Here is a 14103-nt window from a genome sequence, read left to right on the forward strand (position 1 = left end):
CAAAACCCCACGTAGGTCAGCGTCACAACCAAACAAAGAACACCAAGCGAGGTGAGCCCTGGATGCCAACCCCCACTTCCCTGGCAGCGGAACTGCGGCTGCCCACCAACGCGCTCGACTACGCGATCATGGCGATCTACTTCGCCGTCGTGCTCGGCATCGGGTTCGCGGCCCGCCGCTCGGTGAGAACCAGCCTCGACTTCTTCCTCTCCGGGCGGTCCCTACCCGCCTGGATCACCGGTCTGGCATTCATCTCGGCCAACCTCGCCGCCACCGAGATCCTGGGCATGGCCGCCAACAGCGCCCAGTACGGCGCGTACACCGTGCACTGGTACTGGATCGGCGCCATCCCGGCCATGGTGTTCCTGGGCCTGGTGATGATGCCCTTCTACTACGGCTCCAAGGTCCGCTCGGTCCCCGAGTTCCTGCTGCTGCGCTTCGACAAGTGGGCCCATCTGCTCAGTTCGGCGCTGTTCGCCTTCGCCGCCGTCCTGATCGCCGGCGTCAACCTCTACGCCCTCGCGATCGTCGTCGAGGCGCTGCTCGGCTGGCCCCAGTGGGTGGCCATCGTCGTCGCCGGATTCTTCGTGCTCGCGTACATCACCCTCGGCGGTCTGTCCTCGGCGATCTACAACGAGGTCCTGCAGTTCTTCGTGATCCTGGCGGCGCTCATCCCGCTCACGGTCCTCGGCCTGAAGAAGGTGGGCGGCTGGGACGGCCTGACGGACTCGCTGACCAGGAGCCACGGCGCGGACTTCGTCACCGCCTGGGGCGGCACGGGCATCGGCGACGCGAACCCGCTGGGCGCGAACTGGCTGACGATCGTCCTGGGGCTCGGCTTCGTGCTGTCCTTCGGCTACTGGACGACGAACTTCGCCGAGGTGCAGCGCGCCCTGTCCGCGAAGAACCTCTCCGCCGCCCAGCGCACCCCGCTGATCGCCGCGTTCCCGAAGATCTTCATCGTGTTCCTGGTGATGATCCCGGGGCTCGTGGTGGCGGTCCTGGTGCCGCGGATCGGCAGGCCCGGCTCGGACCTCCAGTACAACGACGCCATCCCCTACCTCATGCAGGAACTCCTGCCCAACGGCGTGCTCGGCATCGCGGTGACCGGCCTGCTCGCCGCGTTCATGGCGGGTATGGCGGCCAACGTCTCGTCCTTCAACACGGTGTTCACCAACGACATCTGGGCGAGGTACGTGGTCAGGGGCCGCGAGGACGCGTACTACGTGCGCTTCGGCCGGCTGATCACGGCGATCGGCGTCATGGCGTCGATCGGCACGGCCTTCCTGGCGTCCTCCTTCTCCAACATCATGGCCTACCTCCAGACGTTGTTCTCCTTCTTCAACGTGCCGATGTTCGTGGTCTTCGTCGTCGGCATGTTCTGGAAGCGGGCGTCGGTGAAGTCCGGCTTCTGGGGCCTGCTCGCGGGCACGGTCACGGCGATGGTCAACTACTTCGTCCTCTACAAGCAGGGCGTCATCGGCATCCCCTCCGACCAGGGCGCCAACTTCGTCTCGGCCATCGCCGGGTTCGTCGCGGGCGCGGTCGTCATGGTGGCGGTGTCCCTGTTCACCGCGCCCAAGCCGGCCGACCAGCTCCAGGGCCTGGTCTACGGCACCGTCTCCCCCGGCATGCAGGAACCGCCGGCCGCCGGCGACGACGCCTGGTACCGCAGGCCGGCCCTGCTGGGCTGGGGCGCGGTGATCCTGGCCGCCGCCTGCTACATCCCGTTCTCGTTCTCGCTCTGACCCCGGAAAGGACCGAGGCGCCATGTCCGAACACCACGGCTACTCCGAGAAGGACGTCCAGCGCGAGGTCACCGAGCTGGAGGGCCGATCCGCCACCGCCGCCCGGATCTTCGACCTGCGCCGCATCATCGGCGGGCTGTTCGTGGTCTACGGCGTCATCGTGACGGCCGCCGGGATCTCCCCGTCCGACGCCTCCCTCGACAAGTCCGAGGGCATCAACATCAACCTGTGGACCGGGCTCGGCATGCTGCTGCTGGGCGTGTTCTTCCTGGTCTGGCTGAAGCTGCGCCCGACGCCTGTGCCGGTCGCGCCGGAGGAGGAGAAGACCTCCGAGTAGCCCGTGTGCCCGAGGTCCCACATTGTCCTGGTTGCATAATCATGCGCTTGGGTGAATACTCTTTCTATGTCCAAGGTTCTCACCTCCCTGCCCACCGGCGAGCGCGTCGGCATCGCTTTCTCGGGCGGCCTCGACACCTCCGTCGCGGTCGCATGGATGCGCGACAAGGGTGCCGTCCCGTGCACCTACACCGCAGACATCGGCCAGTACGACGAGCCCGACATCGCCTCGGTGCCCGGCCGCGCGAAGACCTACGGCGCCGAGATCGCGCGCCTGGTCGACTGCCGGGCGGCACTGGTCGAGGAGGGCCTGGCCGCGCTCGCGTGCGGTGCGTTCCACATCCGTTCGGGCGGCCGCGCCTACTTCAACACCACCCCGCTCGGCCGTGCCGTCACCGGCACCCTGCTGGTCCGGGCGATGCTCGAGGACGACGTCCAGATCTGGGGCGACGGCTCGACGTTCAAGGGCAACGACATCGAGCGGTTCTACCGTTACGGCCTGCTCGCCAACCCCCATCTGCGCATCTACAAGCCGTGGCTGGACGCCGACTTCGTCTCCGAGCTGGGCGGCCGCAAGGAGATGTCGCAGTGGCTGGTCGCGCACGGGCTGCCGTACCGCGACAGCGCCGAGAAGGCGTACTCGACCGACGCCAACATCTGGGGCGCCACCCACGAGGCCAAGACGCTGGAGCACCTCGACACCGGCGTGGAGACCGTGGAGCCGATCATGGGCGTGCGGTTCTGGGACCCGGAGATCGAGATCGCCGCCGAAGAGGTGACGATCGGCTTCGACCAGGGCCGCCCGGTGACGATCAACGGCAAGGAGTTCGCCTCCCCGGTCGACCTGGTGATGGAGGCGAACGCCATCGGCGGCCGGCACGGCCTGGGCATGTCCGACCAGATCGAGAACCGGATCATCGAGGCGAAGAGCCGCGGCATCTACGAGGCGCCCGGCATGGCGCTGCTGCACGCCGCGTACGAGCGTCTCGTCAACGCGATCCACAACGAGGACACCCTCGCCCAGTACCACAACGAGGGCCGACGCCTCGGGCGGCTGATGTACGAGGGCCGCTGGCTGGACCCGCAGGCCCTGATGGTCCGTGAGTCGTTGCAACGCTGGGTCGGCTCGGCGGTCGCCGGCGAGGTGACCCTGCGGCTGCGGCGCGGTGAGGACTACTCGATCCTCGACACCACCGGCCCGGCGTTCAGCTACCACCCGGACAAGCTGTCGATGGAGCGCACCGAGGACTCGGCGTTCGGCCCGGTGGACCGGATCGGCCAGCTCACCATGCGCAACCTCGACATCGCCGACTCGCGCGCCCGGCTCGAGCAGTACGCGGGCCTCGGCATCGTCGGCACGACCCACCCCGAGCTGATCGGCGCCGCCCAGGCGGCGGCGACCGGCCTGATCGACACCATGCCGGAGGGCGGCGCCGAGGCCATCGCCTCCCGCGGCGAGGTCTCCGACGACGACGAGCTGCTGGACCGCGCCGCGATGGAGTTCGGCACCGACTGACGGGGCGAACGACCGGGCACGGACCACCACCGCGGACAGCCTGTCCGCGGGACCGCCGGGCGCGGGACCGGAATCCCCTGGGGCGTGTTTCGCAACGCGCCTCAGGACTCCGGCCCCGCGCCCGCCTGCGGAAGCGGGCCCGCTCTGTCCAGCAGACCGGTGCGGGCCGCCAGCGCCGCCGCCTCCAGACGGGAGCCGACGCCCAGTTTCATCAGGACGCGCTGCACATGGGTGCGGGCCGTGGACGGGGCGATGCCCATGCCGGCCGCGATCAGCCGGGTGTCCTCGCCGTCGGCGACCCGGACCAGGACCTCGATCTCCCTCGGGGTGAGCATCTGCAACAGGCGCTGGCCCTCGTCGTCGGGCTGGGCCGCCGGGTTGAGCAGTTCGCTGAAGGCGCCCTGGAGAAGCTGAGGGGCCACGGCCGCCTCACCCGCCCGCGCCTTCATGATGGCTCGTTCCACACCCTCAATGCGTTCGTCGTGGCGCACATAGCCCGAGGCGCCCGCGGCGAAGGCCGCCGCGATCCCGCGCGGGCTGGGTACCGGGCCCAGGACCAGCACCGCGACCTGGGGGCGCTCCCGCTTGATCCGTATCACCGGGTCGAAGATCCCCGGTTCGGCCGGCGCCGCCGTGCCCAGCAGGCACACCTCGGGCGCGCGGGTGATCACCAGTTCCGCCGCACCGGCGGCCGGTGCCGCCGCGGCCAGCACCCGGTGACCCCGCAGCTTCAACGCCGAGGCCAGCGCCTCGGCGAGCAGTCGGTGGTCGTCGACCACCATCAGCCGCACTCCCACAGAGCAACCCCCCAGTCCCCCCAATGGATGCCCACTATGGATGCCCACTGGTCCGCATGGACAGAGGGCCCCCCGGCACCCCCGCCCTTCATGCCCCCGGAAGCTACACGCTTGTTCGACGTTGCGCTCCCCCTACTCGTGAGAAGTGCCCCGGATCGCCGAAATTCCTCGCATTCGAGGGTGATGAGCGGTACGCGCACGACCCCGCCCCTGAGCAGGGACGGGGCCGTGATCGCGGGACGACGGGGGCCGTTCAGCCGCCGGTGGCGAACGCGATCGCCAGGGACTCCTTGTCCCCCGAACCGGTCAACGCCTTACTGGCGAAGACCTGGGACATGTACAGGTGGCCCCGCTCGTAGAGGATCTCCGCGTATTCGGGGAGCATGCTCTGCTCCGCGTTGTGCACGGCCCGCGTCGCCGGGTTCTCCAGCAGCGTCGTCTCCTTGAAGCTGCCGCCGTCGATGCTCACGATCCGGCCGCCCTTGTCGTAGGGCGGACGCTTGTACGCGATGAGGTCGGCGCCGTCCATCCGCAGCGGGGAGATGGTGTATCCGTCGCCCGCGTCGGCGCGCTGGCCGGTCTGCTTGCCGGTGGCCAGGTCGAACGCGACGATCTCGTTGGACCTGGTGCCCGCCTCGGTGCCGTCGCGCTCCTCGGTCGGCACGTAGAGCCGGTCGCCGGCGGCGACGACGCCCTTGCAGTACTCGATCCTGCTGATGCCTTCGCAGTGGGCCGCGTACTCGTCGCCCGGCGCCGAGATCCGGGTGCGCAGTGTGCCGGTCCTGTTGTCGATGGAGAAGAAGTCCGAGATGCCGCTGCCGTCGCCCGCGCTGTCGCCGACGTCGGCGGCCACGACCAGCGGGTCCGTCGACACGACGCTGGCGTACTCGATGCCCTTCGCCATCTTGTACTCCGAGATCACCTTCCCGGAGGCCGGGTCGATGGTCTGGATGCCGAGCGTGCGGTCGTCGTATTCACCGCACTTGCGCACCGCGACCAGCTTCGCGCCGCCGCCGTAGCCCGCGTCGTAGCAGGTGTCGGTCGCCTTCGGCGACCACAGCAGCCTGCCGGAGCCGATGTCGAAGGCGGCGCCGCCCTCGGTGCTGCCCAGGGCCGCCGTACGGGCGCTGACGGTGATGTTGTCGAAGGTGATGGGCTGGTCACCCGAGGCGACGGTCTTCGTCCACAGCTTCCGTCCCGCGTCGAGGTCGATCGCGGCGACCTGGCTGCACCCGTGCGAGGGGTCGGCCTTGGTCGGCATCGCCGGCTCGTAGAGGATCGCCGTCCTGTCGTCCTCGGTGACGTGCGCGCTGGCCTCGCACACCGGACCGGGCAGCTTGATCGTCCACAGCCTGGTGCCCTTGTCGGGGTCGTAGCCGACGATCTCGGCGGCGCCGGTCTTCACGTACGCCTTGTCGGTGAGCCAGGAACCCTTGGTGGCCACGGTGTTGGTGTCCTTGACCACGGGCATGGGGACCTGGAAGAGCAGCGTGGAGGCGGTGTCGGCGGGCGCCTTCTCCGTGCCGCCGGAGGTACCGCCGGTATCGCCCTTGCCGTCCTTGCCGCCGGTTCCGCCGCTGGAGCTTCCGGTGTCGTCCTTCTTGCCGTGGTCCTTGCCGGAGGACGAGTACCAGATGCCGCCGCCGACTATCAGCGCGATCGCCGTGACGGCCGCGACGATGATGAGCAGCTGGGCGCTGGGCCTGCGGCCGCCGCCGGCCGGTCCGCCCGCCTGGGGCTGGAGCGGTGCCGGCTGCGGGTAGCCGTAGCCGGGTTGCTGACCGTATCCGTACGCGCCCGGCTGGGCGTTGGGGTATCCGTAGCCGGGGGGCTGCTGAGGCGCCTGGGGTGCCTGGGGGTAGCCGTAACCGGGCGGCGGAGGCGTCGCGGGCGCCTGGGGTGCCTGCGGGTAGCCGTAACCGGGCGGCGGCGTGTCCTGCGGCGGGCCGAAGCCGCCCTGCTGCTGGGGCTGCTGGGGCTGCTGGGGCGGTGTACCCGGGGGCGGGCCGAAGCCGCCCTGCTGCGGGGGCTCGTTCGGGGGCGGGGGCGGCGGCTGGCTCATGGTCTGACTACCTCGGGGACGCGACAGGGACGGGGACGGGAGCGGGGAACGGCGGCGGAGAAGGCGGGACCGGAGCGGCCGGCCCGGCTCACTTGCCGAAGGCGAGCATCAGCTTCTCCCTCGCGTCGTCCTTCCCGGTCAGCCGGGTGGAGGAGATGTAGAAGCGCCCGTCGACCCAGTCGACCGACCTGGAGGTGAAGCCGCCCTCGATCCGGGCGGTACCCACCGGGTTCTGGAGCAGCTTCGTCGTGGTGTGGGCCGAGCCCGTCGTCGGGATCGACACGACCTGGCCGCCCGCGTCGTACGACGGCTCGACGTACGCGACGAGCTTCCCGCCCTCGACCCGGACCGGCAGCATCGACGCGTCGGCCGGGGACTTCGCCCGCCACTTCTCCTTGCCGGTGGAGAGGTCGACCGCGACGATCTCGTTGGCGCCGGTGGCCTCGGTCGGCAGATAGAGGGTGTTCGCGTCGGCCGCGACGCCCTGGCAGCCCTGGAGTTCGCGGTCGAGGACGGCCCAGCCGCAGTCGGGCGCGAAGTCCTCGTCGAAGCCGACCTCCGAGCGGAACGTGCCGTCGCTCTTGATCGTGGAGATGTTCCAGGCGTTCTTGTCCTGGTTGGTCAGATAGAGCACGAGCGGATCGACGGAGTACGCGCGCTCGACCTTCCAGCCCTTGTCGAGCTTCTGCGTCCACAGGGTCCTGCCGGTCCTCGGGTCGAGGCCCTGCACTTCCTCGTGCTCGTTGGTGCCCGTGGCGTCGCAGGACGCCACCGAGACCAGCTGCCCGCCGCCGGCGAAGGCGGTCGGGAAGCAGTCCGTGCCGTACCTCTTCTTGTCGAACAGCTTCTTGCCGCTGTGGACGTCGTACGCCGTGCCGGACTGCGAGCGGCCGACCATCAGCGTGTCACCGGCGAGCGTCAGCTCGATGGAGATCGCGCTGTCGAACAGGGCGCCGTCGGCGACCTCGGCACTCCAGCCCTTCGCGCCCGTGTTCAGGTCGATCTGCTGGAGCTGGTTGCACTTCGCGCGGCTGCTGACGCCGTCCATGTACGCCACGACGATCTTGTCGTCGGACGTCTTGACGGGAGTGGCCGCGCAGATCTTCTGCGGGAAGGTGATCGTGTCCCAGGTCGGCTCACCGTCACCGACGTCGTAGGCGACGAGTTCCTTGTAGGCCGCCTTCACCGCGGTCCTGTCGGTGATCCACATGCCGGGGGCGTCGGCGCCGGAGCCGGGGGCGTCGGGTGCCTCCTTGTACCAGAGCACCTTGGCCTCGCCGGGCTTGCGGCCCGCGTTGAGGTCCTCCGGGCCCGCGCCGCCGCCGTTGCCGTCGCCCGGGTCGACCGGGGCGGTGGCCTTGGCGTCGTCGCTCTTGCCGGCGACCGGCTTGCCGCCCTTGTCGTCACCGCCGCTCGTCAGCGCCACCACGACACCGCCGACGACGAGGAGCGCGACCACCGCGGCCCCGACGGCCACCGCGGGGCGCCTCTTGAAGGGGTTGCGGGAGCCGGTGGGCGGCGGGGTGCCGGGGGTGCCCGGGAACTGGGGCTGCGGCGGGTAGCCGTAGCCGGGCTGCGGGCCGTAGGGGCCGGGCTGCTGCGGCTGGCCGTACGGACCCGGCTGCTGGGGCTGGCCGTACGGGCCGGGCTGCTGCTGGGGCTGGCCGTACGGACCCGGCTGCTGAGGCCGGCCGTACGGGCCGGGCTGCTGCGGCGGCGGCCCGTACGGCCCCGGCTGCTGCTGGGGGCCGTAGGGGCCGGGCTGCTGCGGCTGGCCGTGACCGGGTTGCGGTTGCGGAGCTCCCGGCGGCGGGGGCGGAGCCACGCCGAAGCCGGGGGCGGGGCCGTCCGATGACGGCCCGCCCTGCGGCGCTCCGAAACCGCCCTGCGGCGGCGGCTGGTTGGGCGGCTGCGTCATCAGCGTGTTTCCCCCTCGCTCACTGACTTCTCGCCACGCCCTGAGGTACGTGATGGACCCAGAGTCGCTCTCAGACAGTTCTCAGAGGCTCTGTTCTATCACTCGGCACCGACAGCGCACGGGCGTGCGTCCGCCCCTGTTCCCAAGGGAGGACCGGCCCGTGACGCCCTCGTTATGCGCCTTCACGCCCCCTTCACGCGACCTGCGCGCCGCGCGTTCCGAGCGAGCCGGAGATCAGGCGTCCTCGGCGAGTTCCAGCCAGCGCAGTTCCAGTTCGTCCCGCTCGCCGGACAACTCCCGCAGCTGGGCGTCGAGTTCGGCCACCTTCCCGAAGTCCGTGGCGTTGTCGGCGATCTGGGCGTGCAGCTTGGACTCCTTTTCGGTGACCTTGTCCAACTGCCGCTCGATCTTCTGGAGTTCCTTCTTGGCGGCGCGCTGGTCGGCGGCGCTCCGCTCGGTCGTGGGCCTGGCCGCGGGCGCGGGCACGGCGGCGGCGGCCGCCTCCTCCATGCGCTGTCGTCGCTCCAGGTACTCGTCGATGCCGCGCGGCAGCATCCGCAGGGTGGCATCGCCGAGCAGGGCGAACACCCGGTCGGTGGTGCGCTCGACGAAGAACCGGTCGTGGGAGATGACGATCATCGAGCCGGGCCAGCCGTCGAGGACGTCCTCCAGCTGGGTCAGGGTCTCGATGTCGAGGTCGTTGGTGGGCTCGTCGAGGAAGAGGACGTTGGGCTCGTCCATCAGCAGGCGCAGCAGCTGGAGGCGGCGCCGCTCACCACCGGACAGGTCGCCCACCGGCGTCCACTGCTTCTCCTTGTTGAAGCCGAACGTCTCGCACAGCTGCCCGGCGGTCATCTCCCGGCCCGTGCCGAGGTCCACGCGCTCGCGAACCTGCTGCACGGCCTCCAGGACCCGCAGCTTCGGGTCGAGTTCGGCGACCTCCTGGGAGAGGTAGGCGAGCTTGACGGTCCGGCCGACGTTGACGCGTCCGGCGGCGGGCTGCGTCTCGCCCTCCGTACGGGCCGCCTCGGCCATGGCCCGCAGCAGGGACGTCTTCCCGGCGCCGTTGACGCCGACCAGGCCGATGCGGTCGCCGGGGCCGAGCTGCCACGTGACGTGCTTGAGCAGCACCTTGGGGCCGGCCTGGACGGTGACGTCCTCGAGGTCGAAGACGGTCTTGCCGAGCCGGGAGGAGGCGAACTTCATCAGCTCGCTGCTGTCGCGCGGCGGCGGCACGTCGGCGATCAGCTCGTTGGCGGCTTCGACCCGGAAGCGCGGCTTGGAGGTCCGCGCGGGCGCCCCGCGCCGCAGCCAGGCCAGCTCCTTGCGGACCAGGTTCTGCCGCTTGACCTCCTCGGTCGCGGCGATGCGCTCCCGCTCGGCCCGGGCGAAGACGTAGTCGGAGTAGCCGCCCTCGTACTCGTGCACGTCGCCGCGCTGCACGTCCCACATGCGGGTGCAGACCTGGTCCAGGAACCAGCGGTCGTGGGTGACGCAGACGAGCGCGGAGCGGCGCTCGCGCAGATGTCCGGCGAGCCAGGCGATGCCCTCGACGTCGAGGTGGTTGGTCGGCTCGTCCAGCACGATCAGTTCCTGCTCGTCGATGAGCAGCTTGGCGAGCGCGATACGGCGGCGCTCACCACCGGAGAGCGGGCCGATGACGGTGTCCAGGCCCTGCGGGAAGCCGGGCAGGTCGAGCCCGCCGAACAGGCCGGTCAGCACGTCCCGGATCTTGGCGTTGCCCGCCCACTCGTGGTCGGCCAGGTCACGGATGACCTCGTGCCGGACGGTGGCCTCGGGGTCGAGGGAGTCGTGCTGGGTGAGCACACCCATCCGCAGCCCGCCGTTGTGGGTGACGCGACCGGAGTCCGCCTCCTCCAGCTTGGCGAGCATGCGGATCAGCGTGGTCTTGCCGTCACCGTTACGGCCGACCACCCCGATCCGATCACCCTCGGACACGCCGAGCGAGATGCCGTCGAGGAGGGTACGGGTGCCGTACACCTTGCTGACGTTCTCGACATTGACCAGGTTGACGGCCATTTCACTCCTGCGCAGGGGGACGGTCAGCCTCCCAGCCTAGTGCTCGCCGGTCGCCCGCCGATCCCCGCAGGTCAGGTCGCCCGGTCGCAGCCGGGAGGTCGTACCCCCGCCGGAGGTCGTACCGCCCCCGTCACAGCAGGGTCGCCCCCGGGGCCGGGCCCGACGCCGTGCGCACGGTGCGACAGGTGCCGGAGGCGCTGAGCGCCCCCGCCACCTCGGCCGCCGCCGCGGGATCGCGCACCAGGAACGCCGTGGTCGGGCCCGAGCCCGAGACGAGGGTCGCGAGGGCACCGGCCGCGCGGCCGGCCGCCAGGGTGGCGGCGAGGTCCGGGAACAGGGAGAGGGCGGCGGGCTGGAGGTCGTTGGAGACGGTGGCGGCGAGTGCGTCGGGGTCGCCCGACGCGAGGGCGTCGAGCAGCTCCTGGGCCGCGACCGGCTCGGGGATGTCGAGGCCCGCGCCGAGCCGGTCGAACTCCCGGAAGACGGCCGGGGTCGACAGGCCGCGCACGGCCATGGCGAACACCCAGTGGAAGGTCCCGCCCACCTCCAGCGCCGTCAGCTTCTCGCCCCGCCCGGTGCCCAGCGCCGCCCCTCCGACCAGGCTGAACGGCACGTCGCTGCCCAGCTCCGCGCAGATGTCGAGGAGCTCGCCGCGGGGGGCGTCCGTGCCCCACAGCGCGTCGCACGCCACCAGCGCGCCCGCGCCGTCCGCGCTGCCGCCCGCCATGCCGCCCGCCACGGGGATGTCCTTGGCGATGTGGATGTGCACATCGGGCGTACGGCCGTAGCGCGCGGCGAGCGCCTCGGCCGCGCGCGCCGCCAGGTTCGTGCGGTCCAGCGGGACCTGGTCGGCGTCCGGCCCCGAGCAGGTCACCCGCAGCCCGTCGGCCGGGGTGACCGTGACCTCGTCGTACAGGCCGACCGCCAGGAAGACGTTGGCCAGGTCGTGGAAGCCGTCGGGACGCGCGGCGCCCACCCCGAGCTGGACGTTGACCTTGGCCGGAACACGTACGGTGACGCTCACGGGTGACCGGACTCCTCGTCGCTCTCGATGTCGGCCTTGTGCTCGGCCTCGACGTCGGTCTTGTGCTCCGGCTCGGCGTCGGCCTTGTGCGTCGCCTCGCCATCGGCCTTGTGCTCCGCGATGCGCGCGAACTCCTCCACGGTGAGGGCCTCTCCGCGCGCCTGCGGCGACACCCCGGCCGCGACGAGCGCGGCCTCCGCGGCGGCGGCGGACCCGGCCCACCCGGCGAGAGCGGCCCGCAGCGTCTTGCGGCGCTGCGCGAACGCCGCGTCGACGACGGCGAAGACCTCGCGCTTCGTGGCGGTCGTCCGGACCGGCTCGGTGCGGCGGACCAGGGCGACCAGGCCGCTGTCGACGTTCGGCGCGGGCCAGAAGACGTTACGGCCGATGGCACCGGCCCGCTTGACCTGCGCGTACCAGTTGGCCTTCACGGACGGGACGCCGTACACCTTCGAACCGGGCGCCGCGGCCAGCCGGTCGGCGACCTCGGACTGCACCATCACCAGCGTGCGCTCGATGCTCGGGAAGGTGTCGAGCATGTGCAGCAGCACGGGGACGGCGACGTTGTAGGGGAGGTTCGCGACCAGCGCGGTCGGGGCGGGGCCCGGCAACTCGGCGACGTGCATCGCGTCGGAGTGCACGAGCGCGAACCGCTCGGCGCGCTCCGGCATCCGCGCCGCGACGGTCGCGGGCAGCGCGCCGGCCAGGACGTCGTCGATCTCCACGGCCGTGACGCGGTCGGCGGCCTCCAGCAGCGCGAGGGTGAGGGAGCCGAGCCCCGGGCCGACCTCGACGACCACGTCGTCGGGGCGCACCCCCGCGGTGCGCACGATACGGCGGACCGTGTTCGCGTCGATCACGAAGTTCTGGCCGCGCTGCTTGGTCGGGCGGACACCGAGGGCGGCCGCCAGTTCGCGGATGTCGGCGGGGCCCAGCAGGGCGTCAGAGGTGGGGCTGCTCACGGCACCAGGGTACGGGGCCGCGGGCGGCCCCTCGTCCGCTCAGCGCCCCGCGCCCGCTCACCCGCGCAGCCGCGCCCCGCAGTGCGGCCAGGGTGCCGCGCCCCGTCGCGCGTACAGCTTCTTCGCCCGCAGCGTCTGCTCCGCCGCCGACGCGTCCTGCGGCCGTCCGCTCCCACCGAGGCTGTGCCAGGTCTGCGTGTCGAACTGGTACAGGCCGCCGTACGTCCCCGACGGGTCGACGGCGTGCGGCCGCCCACCCGACTCGCAGGCCGCGAGGCCCTGCCAGTCGAGGTGGTCGGCGTCGTGGGCCGACGGCGGCAGCGGCTTCGTGCCCACCTTCACCAGCTGGGCGCGCGGCTCCCGCACCACCTCGGACCGCTCGTGCCGCGGCTTCTGCCGGACGCCGTTCACGGTCCGCAGGGTGTACGTGACCCGTCGCAGCCCCGGCCGCCCGGCCCGCTCGACGACCTGCGTGCCCTTGAACAGCGAGGCGTCGTCGGTGTGCCGCACCGCGAACGGGATCGCCTCCTCCCGGACCTCCCGGCCGCCGGTGATGCGCAGCACGGTCACCGTCTGCCCGTCGCGCGGGAAGCTCCCGCCCGGGACGGAGGTGGTGTCCTGGCCGTGCAGGGTGATCCCGGCCTGCTCGACGGCCTCGCGCACGGTGGAGGCGTTGGTGCGTACGGTGCGGGCCCGGCCGTCCGCCATCACCGTCACGGCGCGTTCGGTACGGACGTCCAGCGCGAGTCCCTCGCGTCCGATGCGCCGGGAGCGCGAGGTGGACAGATACGCGCCCTCGGCGCGCACCCCCAGCTGTTGCAGCGCCTCGTCCACGGTGTGCGCCGTCGTCCACAGCTCGCGCCGCTGTCCGTCGATCGTGAGCCGTACGGGCCGCCCGTAGTGCACCGCGACCTCGTCGCCGCTGCTGAGGGCCGTGCCCGGGGCGGGCACCACCCGGTCGTGCGGCCCGACCGGCACGCCCTCCTGCGCCAGCAGCTCGGTCACGTCGTCGGCGAAGGTGTGCAGCGTGCGCGGTCTGCCGTCGACGTTCAGCTCGACGGCCTTGTCGTCGGCGACGAAGGCGGTGGTGCCGCCGGCCAGGAAGGCGACGACCAGTGCCTGCGGGAGCAGGCGGCGCACATGTCCGTCCGCACGCTCGGCGTACCGGGGCTTGCGCCGGCGTGCGGCGTGCCGGTTCGCTCCGACGCGCTCGACCAGCGTGGGCGCGTCGTCCGCGCTCACCGCCTGACGCGGGAGCGTCGGCGCGAAGGCGTCGAACGCCGCGTACGTCTGGACAACCTCGGTCGTCTCGAAAACCTCGGCCGCCTCGTACGCTCCGGTCGTCTCGTAGGTCTCGTACGCCGCGTACGCCCCGTACGCCGCGTACGCGGGCCGATAGGTGTCCCGGTACGAGTCCGGATACGGCTGATACGGCCCGGCCGCCTGGTACACGCCGTACGCCAGCGTCGGCGCGCTGTGCACGTCGAAGCCACCGTCGGGCCCGGCGTCGGGCCCGAGACCGGGGTCCGGGTCCGGCTCGGGGCCCGGGCCGCCGTAGTCCCCGTACCGCTCATGGGGCTCGTACGTCTCGTACGTCTCGTACTGCGAGTTGCTCACGCCGACACGCTCCAGAAGGCCAGAGGGGTCCGGATCGGGCCCCAAGAACCTAGCGGAGCGGCCGTCACTCTCCAAAGCGACGC

The 14103-nt window shown here is 71.6% G+C and carries 10 protein-coding genes; 3 read left to right on the top strand and 7 right to left on the bottom strand.

What is annotated here, in order from left to right; all coding sequences use genetic code 11:
- Positions 1-62: 62 nt before the first annotated feature.
- The 3 genes from ACFV0T_RS13435 to argG all read left to right on the top strand — a co-directional run bounded on the left by ACFV0T_RS13435 (position 63) and on the right by argG (position 3600).
- On the top strand, positions 63-1748 hold the full coding sequence (locus ACFV0T_RS13435; protein WP_385777843.1) for a sodium:solute symporter family protein: 1686 nt from the start codon (positions 63-65) through the stop codon (positions 1746-1748).
- Positions 1749-1770: 22 nt separating this feature from the next.
- A complete protein-coding gene (locus tag ACFV0T_RS13440; RefSeq protein WP_385777845.1) occupies positions 1771-2085 on the top strand; it encodes a hypothetical protein in 315 nt (104 codons plus the stop codon).
- Between the two features lie 66 nt (positions 2086-2151).
- A complete protein-coding gene (gene argG / locus ACFV0T_RS13445) occupies positions 2152-3600 on the top strand; it encodes an argininosuccinate synthase (protein ID WP_385777848.1) in 1449 nt (482 codons plus the stop codon).
- 101 nt (positions 3601-3701) lie between these two features.
- Here the strand turns inward: argG and ACFV0T_RS13450 are convergent, their stop codons facing one another.
- The 7 genes from ACFV0T_RS13450 to ACFV0T_RS13480 form a co-directional block, all read right to left on the bottom strand.
- Positions 3702-4397 (bottom strand): LuxR C-terminal-related transcriptional regulator, encoded by a 696-nt coding sequence (locus ACFV0T_RS13450; protein ID WP_385777851.1) that lies wholly within the window; start codon positions 4395-4397, stop codon positions 3702-3704.
- 253 nt (positions 4398-4650) lie between these two features.
- The gene (locus tag ACFV0T_RS13455) at positions 4651-6459 is read right to left on the bottom strand and encodes a PQQ-binding-like beta-propeller repeat protein (RefSeq protein ID WP_385777852.1); all 1809 of its coding nucleotides are present in this window, start codon (positions 6457-6459) and stop codon (positions 4651-4653) included.
- An 88-nt stretch (positions 6460-6547) separates the two neighbouring features.
- Entirely contained in the window at positions 6548-8377 is a 1830-nt protein-coding gene (locus ACFV0T_RS13460; RefSeq protein WP_385777853.1) for a PQQ-binding-like beta-propeller repeat protein, read from the bottom strand.
- Between the two features lie 234 nt (positions 8378-8611).
- Positions 8612-10417 carry an ABC-F family ATP-binding cassette domain-containing protein gene (locus ACFV0T_RS13465; protein ID WP_385777855.1) on the bottom strand — a complete coding sequence of 602 codons (1806 nt, stop codon included), beginning with the start codon at positions 10415-10417 and terminating at the stop codon, positions 8612-8614.
- A 130-nt stretch (positions 10418-10547) separates the two neighbouring features.
- Positions 10548-11441 carry a 4-(cytidine 5'-diphospho)-2-C-methyl-D-erythritol kinase gene (locus ACFV0T_RS13470; RefSeq protein ID WP_385777856.1) on the bottom strand — a complete coding sequence of 298 codons (894 nt, stop codon included), beginning with the start codon at positions 11439-11441 and terminating at the stop codon, positions 10548-10550.
- Complete coding sequence (rsmA, locus tag ACFV0T_RS13475; RefSeq protein ID WP_385777858.1) at positions 11438-12403, bottom strand: 16S rRNA (adenine(1518)-N(6)/adenine(1519)-N(6))-dimethyltransferase RsmA; 966 nt, start codon at positions 12401-12403, stop codon at positions 11438-11440. Before rsmA ends, ACFV0T_RS13470 begins: the two co-directional genes overlap by 4 nt.
- A gap of 57 nt (positions 12404-12460) precedes the next feature.
- A complete protein-coding gene (locus tag ACFV0T_RS13480) occupies positions 12461-14020 on the bottom strand; it encodes a ubiquitin-like domain-containing protein (RefSeq protein ID WP_385777860.1) in 1560 nt (519 codons plus the stop codon).
- Between the last annotated feature and the right edge of the window lie 83 nt (positions 14021-14103).

Source organism: Streptomyces sp. NPDC059582, assembly GCF_042735715.1.
GTDB lineage: Bacteria > Actinomycetota > Actinomycetes > Streptomycetales > Streptomycetaceae > Streptomyces.

Excerpts from the sequence above, each read along its gene's own strand:
- ACFV0T_RS13435 (WP_385777843.1), top strand. The coding sequence starts at position 63 with ATGCCAACCCCCACTTCCCTGGCAGCGGAACTGCGGCTGCCCACCAAC.
- ACFV0T_RS13440 (WP_385777845.1), top strand. The coding sequence starts at position 1,771 with ATGTCCGAACACCACGGCTACTCCGAGAAGGACGTCCAGCGCGAGGTC.
- argG (WP_385777848.1), top strand. The coding sequence starts at position 2,152 with ATGTCCAAGGTTCTCACCTCCCTGCCCACCGGCGAGCGCGTCGGCATC.
- ACFV0T_RS13455 (WP_385777852.1), bottom strand. The coding sequence starts at position 6,459 with ATGAGCCAGCCGCCGCCCCCGCCCCCGAACGAGCCCCCGCAGCAGGGC.
- ACFV0T_RS13460 (WP_385777853.1), bottom strand. The coding sequence starts at position 8,377 with ATGACGCAGCCGCCCAACCAGCCGCCGCCGCAGGGCGGTTTCGGAGCG.
- ACFV0T_RS13465 (WP_385777855.1), bottom strand. The coding sequence starts at position 10,417 with ATGGCCGTCAACCTGGTCAATGTCGAGAACGTCAGCAAGGTGTACGGC.